Origin of the sequence: Teichococcus rhizosphaerae (assembly GCF_002631185.1) — a bacterium.
Lineage (GTDB): Bacteria > Pseudomonadota > Alphaproteobacteria > Acetobacterales > Acetobacteraceae > Pseudoroseomonas > Pseudoroseomonas rhizosphaerae.
The window spans coordinates 33,428-54,623 of record NZ_PDNU01000010.1 but is presented as its reverse complement, the minus strand read 5'-3'; the positions used below and the strand labels follow the sequence as shown (position 1 = coordinate 54,623).

The window sequence follows — 21,196 nt, the reverse complement described above, 5'->3', positions numbered from 1 at the left end:
CACGGTTTTCCGGCATCGGGGGCGGCATGGCCAGGGCCGGGCCATGGAAGGGGAATGAAATCTCCCGCCGCCGAAGGCCGGCTCAGCCCCCCAGCCAGCCGCGCAGCACCGCCTCGGCCGTGGCGGCCTCCGCCTCGCCCGGCGCGGCGCCCGGCGTGCGGGAGAAGCGGGGGGCGGGCGCCGGCACCGTCACCCCGTGCTCGCGCGCCATCGTGCCGCGCGTGGCGTTGTGGGGGTGCGCCGGCGCCTCGTCCCAGTCCAGCACGGGGGTGACGCAGGCATCGGTGCCTTCCAGCAGCGCCGCCCACTCGTCCCGGCTCCGCCCCCGGAACAGGCGCGCCATCTCGGCCCGCATCTCCGGCCACAGGGCGCGGTCGCGCTGGCCTTCCACGAAGCGCGGATCGAGGCCGGTGCGGCGCGCCATCTCGGCGAAGAAGGCGGGCTCCAGGCAGCCCACGGCGAGGAAGCGGCCATCGGCCGTCTCGTAGGTGTCGTAATAGGGGGCGCCGCCATCGAGCAGGTTGGCGCCGCGCTCGAGCGACCAGTGGCCGGCGGCGCGCAGGCCGAAGAAGCCGCTGGCCAGCGCCGCCACGCCATCGGTCATGGCGGCGTCCACCACCTGCCCCCGGCCTGAGCGCTCGCGCTCCCACAGCGCGGAAAGCAGGCCGAAGAGCAGCATCATCGTGCCGCCGCCATAATCGGCCACCATGTTGAGCGGCGGCACGGGCCGCCCGCCGGGGCGGCCGATCGCGTGCAGCACGCCGGTGAGGCCGAGATAGTTGATGTCGTGCCCGGCGCTGCGCGCCAGCGGCCCGTCCTGGCCCCAGCCCGTCATGCGGCCATAGACGAGGCGCGGGTTGCGCGCGAGGCAGGGCTCGGGCCCGAGCCCCAGCCGCTCCATCACGCCCGGGCGGAAGCCCTCGATCAGCAGGTCGGCGGCGCCGATCAGATCCAAGGCCTGCGCCACCCCCTCGGGCGACTTCAGGTCCAGCGCCACGGCGCGGCGGCCGCGCCCCACCACGTCGTGCCGCGCCTCCATGGGCATGGCGCGGCCGGGCGGGGCGGGGCGGTCCAGCCGCACCACCTCGGCGCCGAGCCCGGCCAGCAGCATCGCCGCCAGCGGCGCGGGGCCGATGCCCGCCATCTCCACCACCCGCAGCCCGGCGAGCGGGCCGCCCCTCTCCGCCCCGCTCACGAGGGCAGCAGCTTCAGCCGGCGCAGCAGGGTGCGCTCGCGCTCCACCTGCGCGCGCAGGAAGCCGGCATAGTCCTCGGGGCCGAGATATTCCGCCTCCATGTCGGCGCGTTGCAGCACGGCGCGGTGGGCGGGATCGTCCATGGCGGCGCGGAAGGCGTCGTGCAGCTTGCCCACCACGGCGGGGTCCATCCCGGCGGGGCCCACCAGGCCATAGGGCGAGGTGATCACCATGCCTTCATAGCCCAGCTCCACCAGCGTCGGCACGTCGGGCCAGCGGCGGGAGCGCGCGGCGGTCCAGACGTTCAGCCAGCGCGCCTGGCCGTTGTCCACCAGCTCCCCCAGCCCGGCGCTGTTGGCCACGGCGTTCACATGGCCGCCGAGCAGCGCCGTCACCGTCTCCGCCTCGCCGCGATAGGGCACGTGGTTGAACTGCACGTCCTCGCGCAGCCCGAGCTCCAGCATGCCGAGATGCAGCGTGCCGTTGGCGCCGCTGTTGCCGACGCTGACCTGCCCCGGCCTCGCCCGCGCGGCCTTCACGAAGTCCTGCCAGCTCTCCCAGGGCGCGTCGGCGCGCACGGCGAGGCCGAAGAAGTAGCCGGTCAGGTGGATGACGGGCGAGAAGTCCCGCAGCACGTCGTAGGACATGGACTGGAGCATGGCCAGCCGCATGGCGGGGGTGATCATCTGCGCCAGGGTGTAGCCGTCGGGCCGCGCCTTGGCCGTGGCCGCCACGCCCAGCGTGCCGCCGCCGCCGGGGCGGTTCTCGATCACCACGGGCTGGCCCAGGCGGCGCGCGCCGCCATCGGCCAGGGCGCGCATCTGCTGGTCCGTGGTGCCGCCCGCGGTGAAGGGGACGATGATGGAGACGGGACGGCTCGGAAAGCTTCCCTGGGCGCGGGCCAGGCCGGGCATGGCGAGGCCCGCCGCCATGCCCAGCAGGGCGCGGCGCGCCAGGACGGGCAGGCGTGTGGGCAGGCGTGTGGGCGGGACGAGGGGCATGGATGTTCCTCCCTTGGAACGGCAAGGGGGCGGCGGGCTCTTGGGTGGCCCGGTCCGGCCCAGGCGGACGGCCCTGGGCGCGCTACTCGGCGGCCATGGCGAGGCCGGCGGGCGCCACGGCGCGGTATTCGGCGGCGAGGCGCTGGCAGAGCGCGGCGACGCCCGGCACGTCCTCGATGCCGCCGACGCCGTGGCCGGCCGACCAGATGTTCTTCCAGGGCCGGCTCTCATGGTCGGAAACGTTGAGCGGCGTGGCCTCGTCCAGCGCGTCCGGGTCGAGCCCGGCGGCGGCGATGCTGGCGCGCAGGAAGTTCGCCTTCACGCCGCTGATGGCCGCCGTGTAGACGATGTCCCGGGCGCGCGCCTCCAGGATCATGCGGCGGTATTCGGGCGGCGCCATGCTTTCCTGCACCGCCACGAAGCGCGTGCCGATATAGGCGAGGTCCGCCCCCATCAGCCGCGCCGCCGCCACCTGCCGCCCCGTGTTGATCGAGCCGCCCAGCAGCAGCGTGCCGCTGAACATGGCGCGCAGCTCGGACAGGAAGGCGAAGGGGTTCAGCGTGCCGGCATGGCCGCCCGCGCCGTTGCAGACGGCGATCAGCCCGTCCACCCCCGCCTCCACCGCCTTCTCGGCGTGGCGGATGTTGGTGACGTCGTGGAACACCAGCCCGCCATAGCCATGCACCGCCCGCACCACCTCGGCCACCGCGCCGAGCGAGGTGATGACCAGCGGCACCTTGTGCGCGACCGTGGTGCGGAGGTCGGCGTCCAGCCGCTTGTTGCTGCGGTGGACGATGAGGTTGACGCCGAAGGGTGCCGCGCCCGGCGCCTGCGCCAGCCGCCCGCCGATCTCCTCCAGCCAGGCGGCGTAGCCCTCGTTGCTGCGCTGGTTCAGCGAGGGAAAGGTTCCCACCACACCGGCGCGGCAGGTCTCCACCACCATGTCCGGCCCCGAGACCAGGAACATTGGCGCGGCCACGGCCGGCAGGGCCAGGCGGCCCTCGAAGGCGGCGGGAAGGGGCATGGGCGATCTCCTCCGGTCGGCGCGGCTCGGGGGCTGCGGCACCCCTTTTCCCGCCGCGTTCGTGTTGCCAGGACCGTAGGGTGATGTGTTCGTCTTGCCAAGCGAAACGTTGATGCCATGTTGCGCGGGCAAGGCTGTGCTATTGGAGGCAGCCCGCCCCAGCCCGAGGAGAAGCCCGCGTGCCCCCCAAGCCTTCCGTCCCTCGTTCACGGCGGAAACCCGCCCCGGAAGGCGAGACCGGCGCCAAGGCGCCCGCTGCCCTCGCGGCCTCCCGCTCCGCCGTCCGGCTGGTCTATGACCAGGAGGATGTCAGCCCCGACTATGCCAGCGACCGCCGCTTCGTCTGGGCGCTGGCGCGTGGCCTCGAGGTGCTGCGCGCCTTCGAGCCGGGGCGTGGCCCGCTGGGGGTGGGGGAGATCGCGGCGCTGACGGGGCTGCCCAAGCCCACCGTGTCCCGCCTCACCTACACGCTGGCGGAGCTGGGCTACCTGCGCGTGCTGCACAAGCAGGGGCGGTACGAGCCGGCGCCGGCGCTGCTGGCGCTGGGCTACCCGGTGCTGGCCAATCTGCGGGTGCGGCAGGCGGCGCACGACCACATGCGGCAGCTGGCGCAGGAAACCGGCACCGCCGTGGGGCTGGCCAGCCGCGACCGGCTGTCCATGATCTACGTCGAGAACACCGCCTCCAGCGCGCTGGCCACGCTGCGCCTCGGCATCGGCAGCCGGGTGGAGATGGCGCGCAGCGCGCTGGGCCGCGCCTTTCTGGCAGCACTCTGCGAGCAGGAGCGGGAATACCTGCTGGAACGCCTCGCCCGCCGCTACGGCGCCGCCTGGGCCGAGCTGCAGCCCCTCGTGCGGGACGGCATCGCCCAGGTGCAGGAGCGCGGCTTCTGCATCGTCGACGGCGAATGGCAGCCGGATGTGCGCACGGCGGGCGTCCCGCTGGTCTCGCTCGATGGCGGCACCATCATGGCCATGAACATCGGCGCGCCGGGCTACCTGCTGGACCAGGCGCGGCTGGAGCGGGAGCTTGGCCCCCGCATCGCGCATCTCTCCCGCATGGTGGCGCCGCTGCTGGGCTTCTGAGGGCCGGGCGGCCGCCCCCTCGCCTTCCGCTGCCGCTTTTTGCCATGGAGCCGGTGAACCTTCCCGCCGGCCGGGCGGTTGTCCCATGGGGAGGGCGTGGCACGCACGGCCCCCTCCCGCGCAGCGGTGCGAACAGGAACGGAGGAGCTTGTCATGCCCGACAGAGCGACATCCCTTCCGGGACCGGGGTGAGGAAGGCGGCATGTTCTTCCAGTCCTGGTCCGGCCTTCTCAGGGTCCTGGTCGTCGGCACCCTGGCCTATGTGGCGCTGGTGCTGCTGCTGCGCCTGTCCGGCAAGCGGACCCTGGCCAAGCTGAATGCCTTCGACCTCATCGTCACCGTGGCGCTCGGCTCCACCCTGGCCACGGTGCTGCTCAACAATTCCGTGGCGCTGGCCGAGGGGGTGCTCGCCTTCGCGCTGCTGGCGGGGCTGCAATTCGTGGTGGCCTGGCTTTCGGTGCGCTCCGAGCGGTTCGACGCGCTGGTGAAGTCCGAGCCCAGCCTGCTGCTGCACCGGGGCCGCTTCCTCGACGCCACGCTGCGCGCCCAGCGCGTGACGCGCGACGAGGTGCTGGCCGCGCTTCGCGCCTCCGGCGTCGCGGACCCCGCGCGGGCGCTCGCCGTGGTGCTGGAGACGGACGGCACGCTCAGCGTGATCCCGCGGGAGGCGGGAGGCGCCGAGGAGGCGGAGGGCGCGCCCGGAAGCCTGGCCGGCCTGCTGCCCGGCGCGCCCGCACGAGACTGAGGCCCCGCGAGGCTGAGGTCCCGCGAGGCTGGCGCCCGGGCATTGACGCGGGCCCGGTGCGCGCCCAGGCTCGCCGCCGCGAATGGCCGGGGGGCGAGGAAAAACATGGCGGACATCGTGGCGGACTCGCGCCAATCCTGGCTGCGCCTGGCGCTGGCCACGCTGGCGGCCACGGTGGGCGGCGTCGGCATGTGGTCGGTGGTGGTAGCGCTGCCGGCGGTGGAGGCCGAGTTCGGCATCTCCCGCGCCGCCGCCTCCCTGCCCTACACCCTGACCATGATGGGCTTTGCCCTGGGCGGCATCGTCTTCGGCAGGGCGGTGGACCGCTACGGCCTGGCGCGGCCGCTGGCGGGGGCGGGCATCGCCCTCGGCCTCGGCTATGCGGGCACGGCGGCGGCGCAGAACCTGTGGCAGTTCGCGCTCGCCCAGGGGCTGCTGATCGGCGCCGCCAGCTCGGTGGGGCTCGGGCCGATGATGGCCGAGGTCTCGCACTGGTTCCACCGGCACCGGGCCACCGCCATCGCCGTCTGCGCCTCCGGCAACTACCTCGCCGGGGCCTTCTGGCCGCCGGTGATGCAGCAGATGATGACCGACCATGGCTGGCGCATGGCCCATCTCGCCATCGGCCTCACCTGCGTCGTGGTGCTGGTGCCGCTGGCCTGGACGCTGCGGCGGCCGGCAGCACCCTGCCCCGCCGGGGTGCCCGCCGTGCCGGCCGCCCCCGCCGCGGCGCACCCCATGGCCGGCACCCTGCCCATCTCGCCCGGCGTGCTGCAGGTGGCGCTGTGGGTGGCCGGCACCGCCTGCTGCGTGGCCATGGCGACGCCCCAGGTGCACATCGTCGCCTATTGCGGCGACCTCGGCTACGGCGCGGCGCGGGGGACCCAGATGCTGGCGCTGATGCTGGCCTGCGGCATCGTCAGCCGCGTGGCCTCCGGCTGGATCGCCGACCGCATCGGCGGCCTGCGCACCCTGCTGCTGGGCTCGGTGCTGCAGGGCGTGGCCCTGGTGCTCTACGTGATGTATGATGGGCTGCTCTCGCTCTACGTCATCTCGGCGCTGTTCGGCCTGTTCCAGGGCGGCATCGTGCCGAGCTACGCCGTCGTGGTGCGGGAATACTTCCCCGCCGCCGAGGCGGGCGAGCGCGTCGGCAAGACGCTGATGGCGACGCTGCTGGGCATGGCGCTGGGCGGCTGGCTCGCGGGGCGCATCTTCGACTGGAGCGGCGGCTACCACGCCGCCTTCGTGCACGGGCTGGCGTGGAACCTGCTGAACGTCACCGTGGTCGGCTGGCTGCTGTGGCTCGCCACGCGCCAGGCCGGGGCGGGCCGGCGGCAGGCGCCGGCCGCCGCGGGGGGCTGAGCCTCAGCCGCCTCCCGCCTCGCCCCCGTCGTGGAAGGTGGCGAAGACGCCCAGCGGCTCGCGTTCCGAGGCGAGCCGGTTGGCCGGCTCCTCCGGGTCGGCCCAGCCCAGCGCCATGCCGCACACCACCACCTCGCTCGCCGGGATGCCCAGCTCGCGGCGCAGGATGTCCGGGTAGTTGGCGATGGCGGCCTGCGGGCAGGTGTCCAGCCCCTCGCCCCGCGCCGCGACCATGATGGATTGCAGGAACATGCCGTAATCCAGCCAGCTCCCCTTCTCCATGTCGTCGTCGATGGTGAAGACAAGGCCGACCGGCGCGCCGAAGAAGTCGTAGTTGCGCCCTTCCTGGCGCTTGCCGGCGGCGCGGTCGCCCTTCTGCACCCCCGTCAGCCCGTAGAGCTGCCAGCCGAGCTGGCGGCGGCGCTCCACATAGGGGGTGCGCCATTTCGTCGGATAGTACTCGTAGTCGCGCCGGCTCGGCTCCTCCGCCTCGTACGCGGCGCGGAGCGCGGCCGTGACGCGGGCCAGCGTCGCGCCGGTCAGCACGTGCAGCTTCCAGGGCTGGATGTTGCTGCCGCTCGGCGCGCGGGCGGCGAGCGCCAGGATGCGCTCCACCGTCTCGCGCGGCACGGGCCGGGGCAGGAAGCCGCGCACGCTGCGGCGGGAGGCGAGCGCCTCCGCGACCCTCATGGCCGCTCGCGCCCCAGGATGATGGTGCCGCTGGCCGAGAACATGCCGCCCACGCCGTGGCAGACGGAGATGTCCACGTCCGGCACCTGGGCGGGCGCGGTGCCGCGCACCTGCCGCACGCTCTCCTGCAGCGCGAACATGCCGTACATGCCGGTATGGGTGTAGGACAGCCCGCCGCCATTGGTGTTGAGCGGCAGCTTGCCGCCCGGCGCGGTGTTGCGCGCCTCGATGAAGGCCCCCGCCTCGCCGCGGCCGACAAAGCCCAGATCCTCCAGCCCGTAGAGCGGCAGGTGGGCGAAGGCGTCGTAGATCATCAGGTGGTCCACGTCGGCGTGGCTGATGCCCGCGCTGCGGAACGCCTCCGGCCCGGCGACGCGGAAGGCGCGCGAGCTGGTGAAGTCCTCCATCTGGCTGATCATGTTGGTCTCCACGCTCTCGCCCGTGCCGAGGATGTAGGCAGGCTTCTGCGGGAAGTCCTTCGCGCGGTCGGCGCGGGTGAGGATGAGCGCGCCGCCGCCATCCGTCACCAGGCAGCATTGCAGCAGCCGGAAGGGATAGGCGATCATGCGGCTGTTCAGCACGTCGTCGACCGTGATCGGGTCGCGCTGCGCGGCGCGCGGGTTCATCGCCGCCCATTCCCGCTGCACCACCGCCACCATGGCGAGTTGCTCATGCGTCACGCCATAGGTCTTCATGTAGCGCAGCACGGGGATGGGAAACAGCGTGGGCGGGCCGAAGGGGCCGAAGGGCGCCTCGAACTGCCCGTTCAGGCTCTGCGGCTCGGGCGGGCGGGGCGTCGCGTTGATGCGGGACTTGCCGCTCTCGCCATGGGTGATCAGCACCGTGTCGCAATAGCCGGCATGGATGGCCGCCGCCGCGTGGCGCACATGCAGCATGAAGGAGCAGCCGCCGACGCTGGTGCCGTCCACCCATTTCGGCGTGATGCCGAGATAGTGGGCGAGCTGCTGCGTCATCATCGCGCCGGTGCAGGCCACGCCGTCGATGTCGCCGGGCTTCAGGCCGGCATCGGCCATGGCGTTCAGCGCCGCGTCGGCGTGCAGCATGATCTGCGACATGTCGGGCACGCTGCCGATGCGCGTGCTCTCGGCCGCGCCGACGATCGCGATGGAGCCGGGGGCGATGCTCATGCCGCGCCTCCCTGCGCGGGGCGGAACAGCGGCAGGGTGATCTCGTCGTCCATCGGCGTGAAGGCCACTTCCAGTTGCATGTTGAGCTGCAGCGCCTCGGGCGTCTGCGCGCAGTCGACGATGTTGGTCATCATGCGCGGGCCTTCCTCCAGCTCCACCACGGCGATGGCGTAGGGCGGCTCGAAGCCCGGCACCTTGCGGTGGTGGATGACGTAGGAGTGCAGCGTGGCGCGGCCGCTGGCGGCGAACACCGACACCTCGCGCGAGCCGCAGGCGGGGCAGAAGGGGCGCGGCGGGAAGTAGGTCTTCTCGCAGGCCTGGCAGCGTTGCAGGCGCAGCTCTCCGGCTTTGGTGCCGTCCCAGAAATGCCGTGTCTCGGGCGTGGGCTCGGGGCGCGGGCGCCCGGCGGGCAAGGCCATGCCAGTCTCCTTGTTGGCGTTCATTCAGGCAACGGGAAGCGCTTCGCCGTCGCGGTAGCGCTCCTTGAGCACGCGGCGCAGCAGCTTGCCGGTCTCGCTGCGCGGCAGCTCGTCCACGAAGTCGATGCGGCGCGGCACCTTGGGGCCGGCGAGGTGGGCGCGGCAATGCGCCACCAGCGCCTCGTCCAGCCCCGGCGCCACCGGCACGGCGGCGCGCACCACCGCGCGCGCCACCTCGCCGAAATCGGGGTCCGGCACGCCGATCACCGCCGCCTCCGCCACGGCCGGGTGGCGCAGCAGAACCTGCTCGATCTCCCACGGATAGACGTTCACGCCGCCCGACAGGATCAGGTCCGCCCGCCGGTCGCTGAGATAGAGGAAGCCTTCCTCGTCCACATGGCCAAGGTCGCCATAGGTGCCGCGGCCCGCCGCGTCGAAGGCGGCCGCCGTCTTCTCGGGCGCCTTGTGGTAGCGGAAGCTGGAAGGGGAGCCGGAGAACCAGATGCCGCCCACCTCGCCCGGCGGCAGCTCCTCCCCGTCGGGGCCCAGTATGTGCAGCCGGCATTCCAGCGCGCGGCCCACCGAGCCCGGGTGGCGCAGCCATTCCTCGCTGGTGATCACCGTGCCGCCGACCGATTCCGAGCCGGCGTAGTACTCGATGAGGATCGGCCCCCACCAGTCGATCATCGCCTGCTTCACCGCGCGCGGGCAGGGCGCCGCGGCGTGGATGGCGACGCGGTGGCTCGACAGGTCCCGCCCCTTCCGCTCCGCCTCGGGCAGGGCGAGGAGGCGGTTGAACATGGTGGGCACCCACTGGCTGTGCGTCACCCGGTGGCGCTCGATCAGCTCCAGGCTGCGCGCGGCGTCGAATTTGCGCATCACCACCACCGTGCCGCCGCGGTCCAGCGTGCGCAGCACGTAGCGGTGCGGCGCCGCGTGGTAGAGCGGCGCGGGCGACAGATACACGCTGTCCTCGCCGATGCCGTAGGTCGCGACCCAGCCGGGCGACCAGTCCGGCGCGTCGCGCTTGTCGGCCGGCAGCAGGTCGCGCCGGATGCCCTTGGGCAGGCCGGTGGTGCCGGAGGAATACAGGAAGTCCCGCCCCACCGGCCGCTCCGGCAGGGCGGCGGGCGCCGGATAGGCGGCCAGCTCCGCCTCCACCGAGCGGTAGCCCGGCAGCCCTTCCTCCGTGGCGTAGCGCGGGATGGCGGCGAGCGCCGCGTCCGCCGCCACCTCGGCGGCGAGCGCCGCCAGGGCGGGGCTGACGACCAGCAGCTTCGCGTCGCTGTCGGCCAGCATGTAGGCGATCTCGGGCACGCGCAGATGGGTGCTGAGCGGGGTGTAGTAGAGCCCGGCGCGGCGCGCGGCGAAGGCCAGCTCCAGCATCGCCGGGCTGTTCTCCAGCAGCAGCGAGATGCCGTCTCCCGGCCGCAGCCCAAGCCCGATCAGCCATTGCGCCAGGCGGTTGGCGCGCGCGTCCAGCGCCGCGAAGGTCAGGGAGACCCCGTGGTCGGGGAAGTGCGCCGCCACCTTCTCCGGCTGCGACCGCGCCCAGCGTGCCAGATGCCCCATCGCTTGGACCCTTTCCTCCTGCCGGCGCTCTGTGTCGCCGGTCGCGGGAGGGAGCCTGCGGCATTCCGCTGCAATGCGTCAATGTCCCGCACCATGGTTTTTCCGGTTCGCAAAGCGGAATTGACTCCGTTCCGATCCCTGCCGCAGGCTGGGCCGCGGCAAGTCCGAATGAACCGGAACAGGGAGGACCAAGGATGCGGCATGAGGATCGGGGCGGCCGGAGCGGGCCTGGCGGGAGCGGATCTGGCGGGAGCGGGCATGGCGGGAGCGGGCGAGGGGAAAGCGGGCCCGGCTGGGGGCGGCGCCCCGTCCTGGCCGCGCTGGGGGGGCTGCTCGCCGCCCCGGCGGTGCCTCGCGGCGCGCGGGCGGATGCCGCCTATCCCGGCGGCCAGACGGTCAGCATCGTGCTGCCCTACGCGCCGGGCGGCGCGCCCGACGTGCTGGCGCAGGTGCTGACGCAGGGCCTTTCCGCGCGCCTCGGCGGCACCTTCGTGATGGAGCACAAGCCCGGCGCCTCCACCACCCTGGCCGCCCGCCACGTCGCCCGCGCCAAGCCCGACGGCAACACGCTGCTGATGGGCACGGTCGTCACCTTCACCACCGCGCCCTACGCGCTGCGCGAGCCGGGCTATGACGCGGTGAAGGACTTCGCCCACATCACCATGATCTCGGACACGCAGTTCCTGCTGGTGGCGCATCCGCGCTGGCGGAGCCTGGAGGAGGTGCTGGCGGCGGCGCGGCAGCGGCCGGGGCAGCTTTCCTTCGCCACCTGGGGCGTCGGCACCACGGCGCACCTGATGATGGTGGACCTGATGGCGCGCACCGGCACCGAGCTGCTGCACGTCCCCTATTCCGGCTCGCCGCCCGCCCTGACCGACACCATCGCCGGCCGGGCGGACCTGATGTTCTCCACCTTCGCGCCGGCGCGGCCGCATGTGGAGGCCGGGCGGCTGAAGGCGCTGGCCATTCCCTCGCCCGCGCGCAGCCCCGTGCTGCCGGACGTGCCGACCATGGACGAGCTGGGCCAGAAGGAGTTCGTCAGCAGCGGCTGGTTCACCCTCTCCGCCCCGGCAGGCACGCCGCCCGCCATCCTGTCCAGGCTGGAGAAGGCGGCGACCGAGGCCTTCGCGGCACCCGAGGCGCGCGCCCGGCTGGACAGCCTCGGCCTGGTGCCCGCCAGGCCGGGGCCGGAGGCGCTGATGGAGCGCCTGACGCGCGAGGCGGCGCTGAACCAGCGGCTGATCAAGGCCGCCGGGATCAAGCCCGAATGAGCGGCCTCCCGCCGGATGCCAGGGCGCAGGGTGCCAGGGCGCAGGATGGCATCACCATCGGCCACCTCGCCATGCTCGGGCTGCGCCGCAACCCGGAGCGGCCGGCCTTCGTGCAGGACGGCCGGGCCTGGTCCCGCCGGCACGTCGCCTCGGGCATCAGCGCCATGGCGCGCGCCCTGCTGCGCCTCGGCCTGCGCCCGGGCGACGGCGTCTCGGCGCTGATGGCCAACCGGCCGGAGGTGTTCATGGTGCGCACCGCGGCGCAGCTCATCGGCTGCCGCTACACGGCGCTGAACCGCCTGGCCGGGCCCGCCGACCTCGCCCACATCCTGCGCGACGCCGAGATCCGCCTGCTGGTGCACGACCCGGCGGAAGCCGAGCGCGCCCACGCGGCGGCGGAGGCGGCCGGCTGCCCGCTGGTGCTGTCCCTCGGCGGCGGCGGCGGGCGGGCGCGCGACCTCGAGGCGGCGGCGGCGGAGGAATCGGGCGACGACTTCCAGCCCGTGGGCGACGACGAGGCGCTGGGCCAGATCAGCTACACGGGCGGCACCACGGGCCAGCCCAAGGGCGTGATGCTGCCGCACCGCGCCCTGGTGCAGTGCGCCACCATGATGCTGGCCGAGTATGACTGGCCCGCCGTGCCGCGCATGCTGCTGGCCACCCCGCTGAGCCACGCGGCGGGCTCGCTGGTGATCCCGGTGCTGCTGCGCGGCGGCACGGTGCACGTGCTGGGCGGCTTCGAGCCCGAGCCCTATCTCCGCGGCATCGGGGAGCAGGGCATCAATTGCGGCTTCGGCGTGCCCACCATGATCCGCGCCCTGCTGGCCGAGCCCTCGCTCTCCCGCGCGCGGACGCGTGGCCTGGAGACCTTCATCTATGGCGCGGCGCCCATCGCGCCCGCCACGCTGCTGGAGGCGATGGAGCGGATCGGGCCGGTGTTCATGCAGCTCTACGGCCAGACGGAGGCGCCCAACACCGTCTGCCTGCTGCGCCGCGCGGAGCACGACCCGGCGCGGCCGGCGCTGCTCTCCTCCTGCGGCCAGCCCATGGCGGGGGTCGATGTGCGGCTGCTGGCGGAGGACGGCACGCCCGTGCCGCGCGGCGAGCCGGGCGAGATCTGCGTGCGGGGGCGGCTGGTGATGCGCGGCTACTGGAAGCGCCCGCAGGAGACGGAGGAGACGCTGCGCCATGGCTGGCTGCACACCGGCGACATCGCGCGCGAGGACGAGGGCGGCTTCCTGCACATCGTCGACCGGCGCAAGGACATGATCATCTCGGGCGGCTTCAACGTCTATCCGCGCGAGGTGGAGGACGCGCTGGCGACGCATCCGGACGTGGCGGCGGCGGCGGTGATCGGCGTGCCCGATGCGCGCTGGGGCGAGCGGGTGCAGGCCTTCGTGGTGCCGCGCGGCGGCAGGCGGCCGGACGAGGCGGCGCTGGCCGAGCATGTGCGGGCGCTGAAGGGCCCCGTCCAGGCACCGAAATCGGTGGTGCTGGTGGACGCCCTGCCCACCACGCCGATCGGCAAGATCGACAAGAAGGCGCTGCGCGCCGGCTTCTGGCGGGAGGGCGCGCGCCAGGTCCACTGACGCACGCCCCCTGGCGTGTTCCCCTTGCCGGCGGGGCTTCAGTCCATCTGTAGCCCCAGCCGGCGGACCATGGCGCTCTCATCCGCGTAGAGCTTGCGGGCGAAGGTGGCGTAGGTCTCGCTGTCCATGTAGCGCAGCGGCATGTCGAAGCGCTCCAGCATGGCGACGGAGCGCGGGTCGTGCAGCGCGTCCCGGAAGGCGTCGTGCAGCGCCACCACCCGCTCCGCCGGGATGCCGCGCGGGCCGCCGATGCCGTAGGGCGAGTCCGAGACGATGTCGATGCCGAGGTCGCGCAGCGTCGGCGTCTCGGGGAAGCGCTTGGCCCGCTCGGCGCCCCAGGTGCAGAGCAGCCGCATCCGCTTCTCCAGCACGAGCGGCGCCCAGGCGCTGGAATCGGCGGCCAGGTGCGTCTGCCCCGACATCGCCGCCTGCATGTTGTCCGGCCCGCCGCGGAAGGGGACGTGCATCCACTGGATGCCGGCGAGCTCGCCGATGCGCTCCATGGTGATGTGGAGCGAGCTGCCGACCCCGGGCGTGCCATAGGTCACCCGGCCGGGGTTGCGCTTCGCGTAGTCGATCAGCCCGGCCCAGTCCTGGAACGGCGCGTCGGGCCTGGTGATCACGCCGAAGAGGTAGCCGGTGAGATGGATGATGTAGGTGAAGTCCTTCACCGGGTCGAAGGTCGGGCGCTTCGTCATGGCGGGGTAGCGGAACATGGTGATGGGCATCTGCCCCACCATGGTCCCGTCGCCCGGCGCTTCCTGCGCCATGAGCTGCGCGCCCAGCGTGCCGCTGGCGCCGGGCTTGTTCTCGATCAGCACCGTGCGGCCGAGCCGCTGCCCGACGATCTCGGCCATCAGCCGGAAATGCGTGTCCGAGGTGCCGCCGGCGAGCCAGGGCACGATGAAGCGGATGGGCCGCTCCGGCAGGGCCGCGCGCAGCGTGGCGGGGCGCGCCAGCGCGGCACCCCCCGCCAGCGCCAGGGCCGCCCGCCGGGAAAGGGGCGGCAGCGCCGTCATGGCCGCCCCCCCGCCACCACCAGGGTCTGGCCGGTGACATAGTTCGATTCCGGGATGCAGAAGAGGTAGACCGAGCCCGCCGCCTCCGCCGGCGTGCCGCCGCGCCCGAGCGGGATGGTGGCCTCGGCGTTCTTCAGCGCCTCGGGCCGCACGCCCACCTTGATCTCGCGCCCCTCGATGTCGATCGTGGCACCCGAGTTGGCCACCGCCTCGGTCAGCCGCGTCATGATCAGCCCGAAGGCCACGGCGTTGACGTTGACCTTGTAGCGGCCCCACTCCTTGGCCAGCGCCCGCGTCATGCCGGCCACGCCCGCCTTGGCGGCGGAATAGTTGGCCTGCCCCGCATTGCCGAAGACGCCGGAGGTGGAGGAGATGTTCACCACCTTGCGGAACACCTCGCGCCCCTCGGCCGCCTCCTTCTTCGCCGCCTCGCGGATGAACTCGGAGGCCGCGCGCAGGATGCGGAAGGGCGCCGTCATGTGCACGTCGATGATGGCGTACCACTGCTCGTCCGTCATCTTCTGGATGACGTTGTCCCAGGTGTAGCCGGCATTGTTGACGATGATGTCGATGCCGCCGAAGCTGTCCAGCGCGGTCCTCACCATGCGGTCGCCGAAATCCGGCTCGGTGACGCTGCCGTTGCAGGCCACGGCCTCGCCGCCCGCCGCGCGGATGGCGGCCAGCGTCTCCTCCGCGGGTGCCGGGTCGAGGTCGTTGATCACCAGCCGCGCCCCCTCGGAGGCGAGCTTGAGCGCGATCTCGCGCCCGATGCCGCGCCCCGAGCCCGTCACCAGAGCCACCTTGCCAGCCAGCTTGCCGTTTGCTGCCACGCTTTCCTCTCCTTCTCGTTGCCGTTCTCAGCCGATGGCGCGCGCGCCCTGCCGCCGGAAGGGCTCGCGCAGCGCGCTCTTGAGCACCTTGCCGACGCGCGAGAGCGGCAGCGCATCGCGGAACTCCACGGTCTTCGGCACCTTGTAGCCGGCGATCAGCGCCCGGCAGTGGGCGCGGATGGCCGCCTCGTCCAGCCCCGCGCCGGGGCGGGGCACCACCACCGCATGCACCGCCTCGCCCCATGCCGCGCTGGGAATGCCGATCACGGCGCAGGCCAGCACGTCGGGGTGGCGGCCGATGGCGTTCTCCACCTCGGCCGAATAGACGTTCTCGCCGCCGCTGATGATCATGTCCTTGATCCGGTCGACGACGGTGACGTAGCCCTCCTCGTCCATCCAGGCGGCGTCGCCGGTGCGCAGCCAGCCGTCGCGGAAGGCGGCCGCCGTCTCGACGGGGCGGTTCCAGTAGCCCAGCATCACCTGCGGGCCGCGCACCACCACCTCACCCACCGTGCCGCGCGGCACCTCGCGCCCCGCCTCGTCGGTGACGACGATCTCGGCGCAGCTATAGGCACGGCCGGTGCGGCCGAGCCGCGCGCGGCCGGGGCCGGCGTGGTTCTCCGGCGGGTTGAAGGCGATGACGCCCCAGGTCTCCGTCATGCCGTAGGCCTGCATGAAGGCGGCATGCGGCAGGGCGGCCAGCGCGCGGTCCAGCAGCGCCTCCTGGATCGGCGCGGCGCCGTAGCTGATGCGGGCGATGCTGCGCATCCGCGCGGGCGCGAAATCCGGGTGGCGCAGGATCATGTCCAGCATGGTGGGCACCAGCATCAGGTCGGTGACGCCCTCGCGCTCCACCGTGTCGAGCAGCGCCGCCACGTCGAAGGACGGCAGGAACACGCCGGTGCCGCCCAGGAGGGATTGCGTCACCACCCGGCCGAAGCCCGCGACGTGGAAGAGCGGCGCGGTGTGCAGCACCACATGGCCGTGCGGCACGGGCGCGTCGGCCAGGCGGCTGACCATGGCGGACCAGAAGTTGCGGTGCGAGAGCATCACGCCCTTCGGCCGCCCCGTGGTGCCGCCGGTGTAGAACAGGCCGGCCAGCGCGTCGCCGCCGCGCCGCAGGTCCTCGGCCGGCGGCAGCGCGGCCAGCATCGCCTCGATCTCCGGCAGGCCGTGCGCCGCGCCATCGCGCAGCAGCGCCAGCGGGCAGGGCCGCGCCATCCGCGCCAGCGCCTCGCGCGCCAGGGGCAGCAGCGAGGCATCGGCCAGCAGCAGGCAGGTGCCGGAATCCTCCAGCGAGAAGGCGATCTCCTCCGCGCTCCAGCGCGTGTTGACGGGGTTGATGACGCCGCCCGCCCACCAGGTGCCGAAGGCGAACTCCATGCCGCTGTCGAGATTGGGCGCGAGCAGCGCGACGCGGCCGCCTTCCCGCAGGCCGAGCCCGCGCAGCGCGGCACCCCAGCGCGCCACGCGCTCCCGCAGCTCCGCCCAGCTCCGCCGCCGCGCGCCGCAGACCGTGGCGGTCCGGTTCGGGAATTGCTGCGCCGCGCGGTGGATGCCCTGGGTCAGGTACATGCCCGGCGCCCTATTCGGCCTTGATGCCGGTGCGCTCCACCAGCTCCGCCCAGCTCTGCCGCGCGCGGCGGATCTCGGCCGCCATCTTCTCGGGCGGCAGCCACTGGGCGATGAAGTCCTGCTCCGCCAGGGCGCGGCGCACCTCCGCGCGCTCCGTCGTGGCGCGGAAGGCCTCGGCCAGCCGCGCGACGATGGGGGGCGGCGTGCCGGCCGGCGCCAGCATGCCCACGAAGCCGCTCCAGGCGAAGTCCTGCGGGTAGCCCAGCTCGATGAAGGTGGGCACGTCGGGCAGGCTCGGCAGGCGCTGGCGGCCGAGGCAGGCGAGCGGGCGCAGCGTGCCGTCCAGAAGATAGGCCTTGGCGGAGGTCATGCTGACCAGCGCGCAGTGCAACCGGCCGCCGATCAGGTCCAGCAGCTCCGGCGCCTCGCCGCGATAGCCCACATGCGTCATGCCGAGCCCGGCGACGTCGGAGAAGACCTGGCCGAAGACATGGCTGGTGGAGGCCGGCGAGTAGGAGCCGAAGCTGTAGTTCCGGCCCTTCGCCGCGGCGACGAACCCGGCGAGGTCGCGCCCCGGCACGTCCCTGTTGCAGGCCAGCACCAGCGAGGTGGTGCCGAGCTGCCCGATGGGCGCGAAGTCCCTCTCCGCGTCATAGGGCGCGCGGCGGAACACCACCGGGCTCTGCACCAGGCTGCTGATGGTGAAGAGCAGGGTGTAGCCGTCGGGCGCGGCGCGGGCCACGGCCTCGGTGCCGATCATGGAGGCGGCGCCGGAGCGGCTCTCCACCACGAAGGGCTGGCCCAGCATCTCGGCCATGGGCCCGGTGACGAGCCGGCACCAGGCATCGGTCGCGCCGCCCGGCGGAAAGGGCACGACGATGCGGATCGGCTTCTCCGGGTATGCCGCGCGCGGCGCGCCGGCCGCGCCCGCGGCGATGCGGGGCAGCGCGCAGGCGGTGCCCGCCGCGGCACCCAGCAGGGTCCTGCGTTGCATCCACTCTCCTCCCTTGCCGCCCCGTTGCTTCCGGGGTCTGGCGGCTGCGGCTACAGCGTGCGGGCGATGATCTCCTTCATGATCTCCGAGCTGCCGCCATAGATGCGGCCCACCCGCGCATCGGCCCAGGCGCGGCCGATGGCGTATTCGCTCATGAAGCCGTAGCCGCCATGCACCTGGAGGAACTCGTCGAGCAGCTTGTTCTGCATCTCGGAGGCGACGAGCTTCGCCGTCGCGCCCATCTCCACCGACAGCGCGCCGCGCAGGTGCAGCTCCAGGCAGTGGTCGACGAAGACGCGCAGCATGGTGCCCTGCGCCTTGGCGTCGGCCAGGCGGAAGCGGGTGTTCTGGAACTCGAACACCGTGCCGCCGAAGGCCTCGCGCTGGCGCGCATAGGCCACGGTTTCCGCCAGCATCGCCTCGATCGAGGCGGCGGCGCGGATGGCGATGATCAGCCGCTCCTGCGGCAGGTTGTGGATGAGGTAGCGGAAGCCCTGCCCTTCCTCGCCGAGGCGGTTCTCGACAGGCACGCGCACGTCGTCGAAGAACAGCTCGGAGGTGTCCTGCGCGTGCAGGCCGATCTTTTCCAGGTTGCGGCCCTTGGTGAAGCCCGGCGTGCCTTCCTCGACGCAGATCAGGCTGATGCCGCGGCGCCCCGCCGCCGGGTCGGTCTTGGCGACGACGATGACGAGGCCCGAATTCTGCCCGTTGGTGATGAAGGTCTTGGAGCCGTTCAGCACATAGTGGTCGCCCTCGCGCCGTGCCGTGGTGCGCACCGCCTTGAGGTCGCTGCCCATCCCCGGCTCGGTCATGGCGATGGCGCCGATCAGCTCGCCGCGCGCCATGCGCGTCAGCCAGTCGCGCTTCCGCGCCTCGGTGGCGTAGGCCAGGATGTAGGGCGCCACGATGTCGGAATGCAGCGGGAAGCCCACGCCGCTGGCATTGGTGCGGGCGATCTCCTCGATCAGCACGGCGGAATAGCCGAAATCGACGCCGGCGCCGCCATATTCCTCCGGCATGGTGGGGCAGAGCAGCCCCTGCTCGCCCGCCAGCCGCCACACCTCGCGCGGCACCATCTGGTCGCGCTCCCATTGCCGGTGGAAGGGGACGATGTGGCGGTCGAAGAAGCGGCGCACCTGGTCGCGGAACAGCTCGTGCTCGGCGGTGAGCACGGCGCGGGCGGGCGTGGCGGCGGAAGGGGCCTGGGTGTCCATGGCGCCGGCCTCAGCCGCGATCCGTGCCGTCGTGGCGCGTGGCGTGCTGGCCTGTGCCATGCCGGTTGCTCTGCATCGCTTCCTCCCGCTTCTGGCGTTTTCCGGACTGTATGTCGGTACATCCGTCTTGCCTAGCGGAATAAGCGGCTTGCCTGTCGTTTGGGACGGCGCGCGCATGCGCGGCCCGCCGGCCTCCCGCGAGGCCGGCGGGCGTCATGGCCGATGGAAGGGAGAAGCCTTGCGCGGAGGAGGGCGGCGGCGCCGGGCCTCAGAGATCCAGCAGGCGCGCCGGGCTGTCCTGGGTGATCTTGGCGCGGCGGCGATAGGACTGGGTGGTGGCGAAGTCCGACTGCCGCGCATGGTGCATCACCTGCTCGTCCCGCGCGCCGTTCAGATAGGCCTCGGTGATGAAGCCCGCGCGCAGCCCGTGCGGCGAGAGCCGCTCGCGCTCGTCCACCGTCAGCCCCGCCCGCTCGGCGCGGCGGCGCAGGATGCGCCACACCCCCTGCGGGCTCAGCCGGTCCTCCATGGTGCCGGCGGCGGTGACGCGGCGGAACACCGCGCCATACTCGATGCGGCTGCGGCTCAGCCACTGCTCCATGGCGCGCACCGGGCAGGAGAGCGGGTTCATGCCGCGCGGGATGCCGAGATCCGCGCCCTCCCCGTCCTGGTCGCGCTTGGAGCGCGGGATGTGCAGCGTCATCCCCTCGGTGGTGAAGCGCAGATGCTCGCGGTCGATCGCCACGAGCTCGGAGCGGCGGAGCGCGCCGGCGAAGCCGAGCAGGAAGATGGCGCGGTCCCGCAGCCCGGCGAGGTCGGTGCCGCAGACATTGAGGAGCTGCTTCACCTCCACCGAGGTCAGCGCCGCCGCCGGCCGCACGGGCTTGGGGTGGGTGGCGAAGATGCCGCGCAGCGTGGCGCGGATGGCCGGGTCGCCCGGCTGCCAGGGATGGCCCGCCTGCCGGTGCATGTGGGCGATGGCCGCGAGCCGCCGCTTGAGGCTGTTGCGGCCGAGGCTCTGCGCCACGCTGGCCAGGTGCCCGGCGATGACCACGGGCGCCGCCGGCAGGGCGGAAACGCCCCCCGCCTGGCACCAGCCGGAGAACGCCTTCCAGTCCGAGGCATAGGCGCGGCGCGTGTTCTCGGACAGGGCCCGGCCGGCGTAGTTGGCGGCCTTGGCCACCGCCTGCCCGACCGGGCCCGCCAGCAGCGCCAGCGCCTCCGGGGAGAGGGTGCCGGCGGCGAGCTGGAGGACCTCGGGCGGCACGGCCGGGGGGGGCGCGGCGTTGTCCTGGTCTGCCATGCCCTTGTTCTCCTTCTGAGCCAGCCCGCGAACGGGAACATGCGTTCCCATTCTGGCGCAGCCCCGGCCACCCGGCAACCCCTACACGATTGTTAAGTCTCGCGAAGCGGGAGGCCGGCCCTTCTCGCGGCAAGGGGGGTGGGCGGAAGCCGCTTCGCAGCTGGCGGGCGGGCAGGCGGCGCCACCCTCCTTCGCCGCGCCGGCCTGCCTCCCCCATGGCCAGTCCTGCCGCGGGATGTGGCAATCTTTCCGCTGGGCGGGAAAATAGTGCCCCATTTTCCCGCCCTCCGGAACTGTTGCGGGTCCGCCATCCGTCCTATCCTGTTCGCATGTCCTCCGCCCCGCCCGAAGCGAGCGAGCAACCCGCCGCGGCCGAATCCGGCATCCAGCTGCTCGACCGCGTGGTGGGCCTGCTCGGCCAGCTTGGCGAGGCCGGCGCGGGGGGCGTGCAGCTTTCGCGGCTGGCCCGCGGCCTCCGCCTCAGCGCCTCCACCACGCACCGGCTGCTGGCGGCGCTCGAGCGCCATGGCTGGGTGGAGCGGGTGGAGGGCGGCAAGCGCCACCGGCTGGGCGCCGCGCTGGTGGCGCTGGCCGGCCAGGCGGCGGATGGCACCGGGCTGCGCCGCCTTTGCCGCCCCGCCCTCGCCCGGCTCACGGGGGAGAGCGGCGAGACGACCTTCCTGATCGTCCGCAGCGGCCTCAACGCCGTGGTCGTGGACCGGCAGGACGGCGCCTATGTCATCGAGAGCCTGACCCAGGGCGTGGGGGGGCTGATGCCGCTCGGCATCGGCGCCGGCAGCGCCGCCATCCTCGCCAGCCAGCCCCAGGCCGAGATCGAGGCGGTGCTGGCCGCCAACGCGCCGCGCTACCCGCAATTCGGCGGCAGCGTCGCGCAGGTGCGCCGCCGCGTGGAGCAGGCGCAGGCGGAAGGCCACCTGGCGAGCGACGACTCGCTGATCGCCGGCCTGGCCGTGATCGGGCTGGCCATCCGCCCGCCGGGCCATGCCGTCACCGCCGCCATCGCCACCAACTTCATCGCCAGCCGGCTCGACATGGCGGCGCGCCGGCACTTCCTCGCCCGCATGCGGCAGGAGGTCGCGGCGGTGGAGGCCAGCCTGGCGTCGCCCGCCGCGCTTTCGCGCGCCCACCGGCCCTGATCC

At 73.2% G+C, this 21,196-nt stretch carries 19 protein-coding genes; 6 read left to right on the top strand and 13 right to left on the bottom strand.

Annotated features, from left to right (window positions below; genetic code table 11):
* Positions 1-82: 82 nt before the first annotated feature.
* The 3 genes from CR162_RS07995 to CR162_RS07985 form a co-directional block, all read right to left on the bottom strand.
* Entirely contained in the window at positions 83-1,195 is a 1,113-nt protein-coding gene (locus tag CR162_RS07995; protein WP_245870200.1) for a CaiB/BaiF CoA transferase family protein, read from the bottom strand.
* On the bottom strand, positions 1,192-2,196 hold the full coding sequence (locus CR162_RS07990; protein ID WP_099095016.1) for a Bug family tripartite tricarboxylate transporter substrate binding protein: 1,005 nt from the start codon (positions 2,194-2,196) through the stop codon (positions 1,192-1,194). The genes CR162_RS07995 and CR162_RS07990 overlap by 4 nt, the downstream gene beginning before the upstream one ends.
* Before the next feature lie 82 nt (positions 2,197-2,278).
* Positions 2,279-3,220 carry an NAD(P)H-dependent flavin oxidoreductase gene (locus CR162_RS07985; protein WP_099095015.1) on the bottom strand — a complete coding sequence of 314 codons (942 nt, stop codon included), beginning with the start codon at positions 3,218-3,220 and terminating at the stop codon, positions 2,279-2,281.
* Between the two features lie 179 nt (positions 3,221-3,399).
* Between CR162_RS07985 and CR162_RS07980 the strand changes: the two genes are divergently transcribed.
* From CR162_RS07980 to CR162_RS07970, 3 genes are all read left to right on the top strand, one after another.
* Entirely contained in the window at positions 3,400-4,305 is a 906-nt protein-coding gene (locus CR162_RS07980) for an IclR family transcriptional regulator (RefSeq protein ID WP_218014851.1), read from the top strand.
* Positions 4,306-4,507: 202 nt separating this feature from the next.
* The gene (locus CR162_RS07975) at positions 4,508-5,050 is read left to right on the top strand and encodes a DUF421 domain-containing protein (RefSeq protein WP_099095014.1); all 543 of its coding nucleotides are present in this window, start codon (positions 4,508-4,510) and stop codon (positions 5,048-5,050) included.
* Between the two features lie 105 nt (positions 5,051-5,155).
* Positions 5,156-6,412, top strand: coding sequence for an MFS transporter (locus tag CR162_RS07970; protein WP_099095013.1), 1,257 nt, complete (start codon positions 5,156-5,158; stop codon positions 6,410-6,412).
* A gap of 3 nt (positions 6,413-6,415) precedes the next feature.
* Here CR162_RS07970 and CR162_RS21980 read toward each other — a convergent pair whose 3' ends face one another.
* Genes CR162_RS21980 through CR162_RS07955 form a run of 4 tightly spaced genes read right to left on the bottom strand, consistent with a single transcriptional unit; the run spans position 6,416 to position 10,241 of the window.
* Complete coding sequence (locus tag CR162_RS21980; protein ID WP_141563105.1) at positions 6,416-7,102, bottom strand: nitroreductase; 687 nt, start codon at positions 7,100-7,102, stop codon at positions 6,416-6,418.
* Positions 7,099-8,250 (bottom strand): acetyl-CoA acetyltransferase, encoded by a 1,152-nt coding sequence (locus CR162_RS21975; RefSeq protein ID WP_141563104.1) that lies wholly within the window; start codon positions 8,248-8,250, stop codon positions 7,099-7,101. Before CR162_RS21975 ends, CR162_RS21980 begins: the two co-directional genes overlap by 4 nt.
* Complete coding sequence (locus CR162_RS07960; RefSeq protein ID WP_099095119.1) at positions 8,247-8,669, bottom strand: Zn-ribbon domain-containing OB-fold protein; 423 nt, start codon at positions 8,667-8,669, stop codon at positions 8,247-8,249. The genes CR162_RS21975 and CR162_RS07960 overlap by 4 nt, the downstream gene beginning before the upstream one ends.
* A 24-nt stretch (positions 8,670-8,693) precedes the next feature.
* Positions 8,694-10,241 carry an AMP-binding protein gene (locus tag CR162_RS07955; RefSeq protein ID WP_099095012.1) on the bottom strand — a complete coding sequence of 516 codons (1,548 nt, stop codon included), beginning with the start codon at positions 10,239-10,241 and terminating at the stop codon, positions 8,694-8,696.
* A gap of 347 nt (positions 10,242-10,588) precedes the next feature.
* Here CR162_RS07955 and CR162_RS07950 point away from each other — a divergent pair, with 347 nt between their 5' ends.
* Both CR162_RS07950 and CR162_RS07945 read left to right on the top strand, forming a co-directional pair.
* On the top strand, positions 10,589-11,512 hold the full coding sequence (locus tag CR162_RS07950) for a Bug family tripartite tricarboxylate transporter substrate binding protein (protein ID WP_176559766.1): 924 nt from the start codon (positions 10,589-10,591) through the stop codon (positions 11,510-11,512).
* Positions 11,509-13,101: an AMP-binding protein gene (locus tag CR162_RS07945; protein WP_099095010.1), complete on the top strand. Its 1,593-nt coding sequence runs from the start codon at positions 11,509-11,511 to the stop codon at positions 13,099-13,101. The genes CR162_RS07950 and CR162_RS07945 overlap by 4 nt, the downstream gene beginning before the upstream one ends.
* A 38-nt stretch (positions 13,102-13,139) precedes the next feature.
* Here the strand turns inward: CR162_RS07945 and CR162_RS07940 are convergent, their stop codons facing one another.
* From CR162_RS07940 to CR162_RS07915, 6 genes are all read right to left on the bottom strand, one after another.
* Positions 13,140-14,120 (bottom strand): tripartite tricarboxylate transporter substrate binding protein, encoded by a 981-nt coding sequence (locus tag CR162_RS07940; RefSeq protein WP_099095009.1) that lies wholly within the window; start codon positions 14,118-14,120, stop codon positions 13,140-13,142.
* On the bottom strand, positions 14,117-14,950 hold the full coding sequence (locus CR162_RS07935) for an SDR family NAD(P)-dependent oxidoreductase (protein WP_099095008.1): 834 nt from the start codon (positions 14,948-14,950) through the stop codon (positions 14,117-14,119). Before CR162_RS07935 ends, CR162_RS07940 begins: the two co-directional genes overlap by 4 nt.
* Before the next feature lie 27 nt (positions 14,951-14,977).
* Positions 14,978-16,525 carry an acyl-CoA synthetase gene (locus CR162_RS07930; RefSeq protein ID WP_099095007.1) on the bottom strand — a complete coding sequence of 516 codons (1,548 nt, stop codon included), beginning with the start codon at positions 16,523-16,525 and terminating at the stop codon, positions 14,978-14,980.
* A gap of 10 nt (positions 16,526-16,535) precedes the next feature.
* Entirely contained in the window at positions 16,536-17,519 is a 984-nt protein-coding gene (locus tag CR162_RS07925) for a Bug family tripartite tricarboxylate transporter substrate binding protein (protein ID WP_099095006.1), read from the bottom strand.
* Positions 17,520-17,569: 50 nt separating this feature from the next.
* Positions 17,570-18,793, bottom strand: coding sequence for an acyl-CoA dehydrogenase family protein (locus CR162_RS07920; protein ID WP_245870199.1), 1,224 nt, complete (start codon positions 18,791-18,793; stop codon positions 17,570-17,572).
* 208 nt (positions 18,794-19,001) lie between these two features.
* Positions 19,002-20,036, bottom strand: a complete 1,035-nt coding sequence (locus CR162_RS07915) for a site-specific integrase (RefSeq protein ID WP_176559765.1) — start codon at positions 20,034-20,036, stop codon at positions 19,002-19,004.
* 329 nt (positions 20,037-20,365) lie between these two features.
* On the opposite strand from CR162_RS07915, the gene CR162_RS07910 reads away from it, so the two are divergent.
* Positions 20,366-21,193, top strand: a complete 828-nt coding sequence (locus CR162_RS07910; protein WP_176559764.1) for an IclR family transcriptional regulator — start codon at positions 20,366-20,368, stop codon at positions 21,191-21,193.
* Positions 21,194-21,196 lie beyond the last annotated feature (3 nt).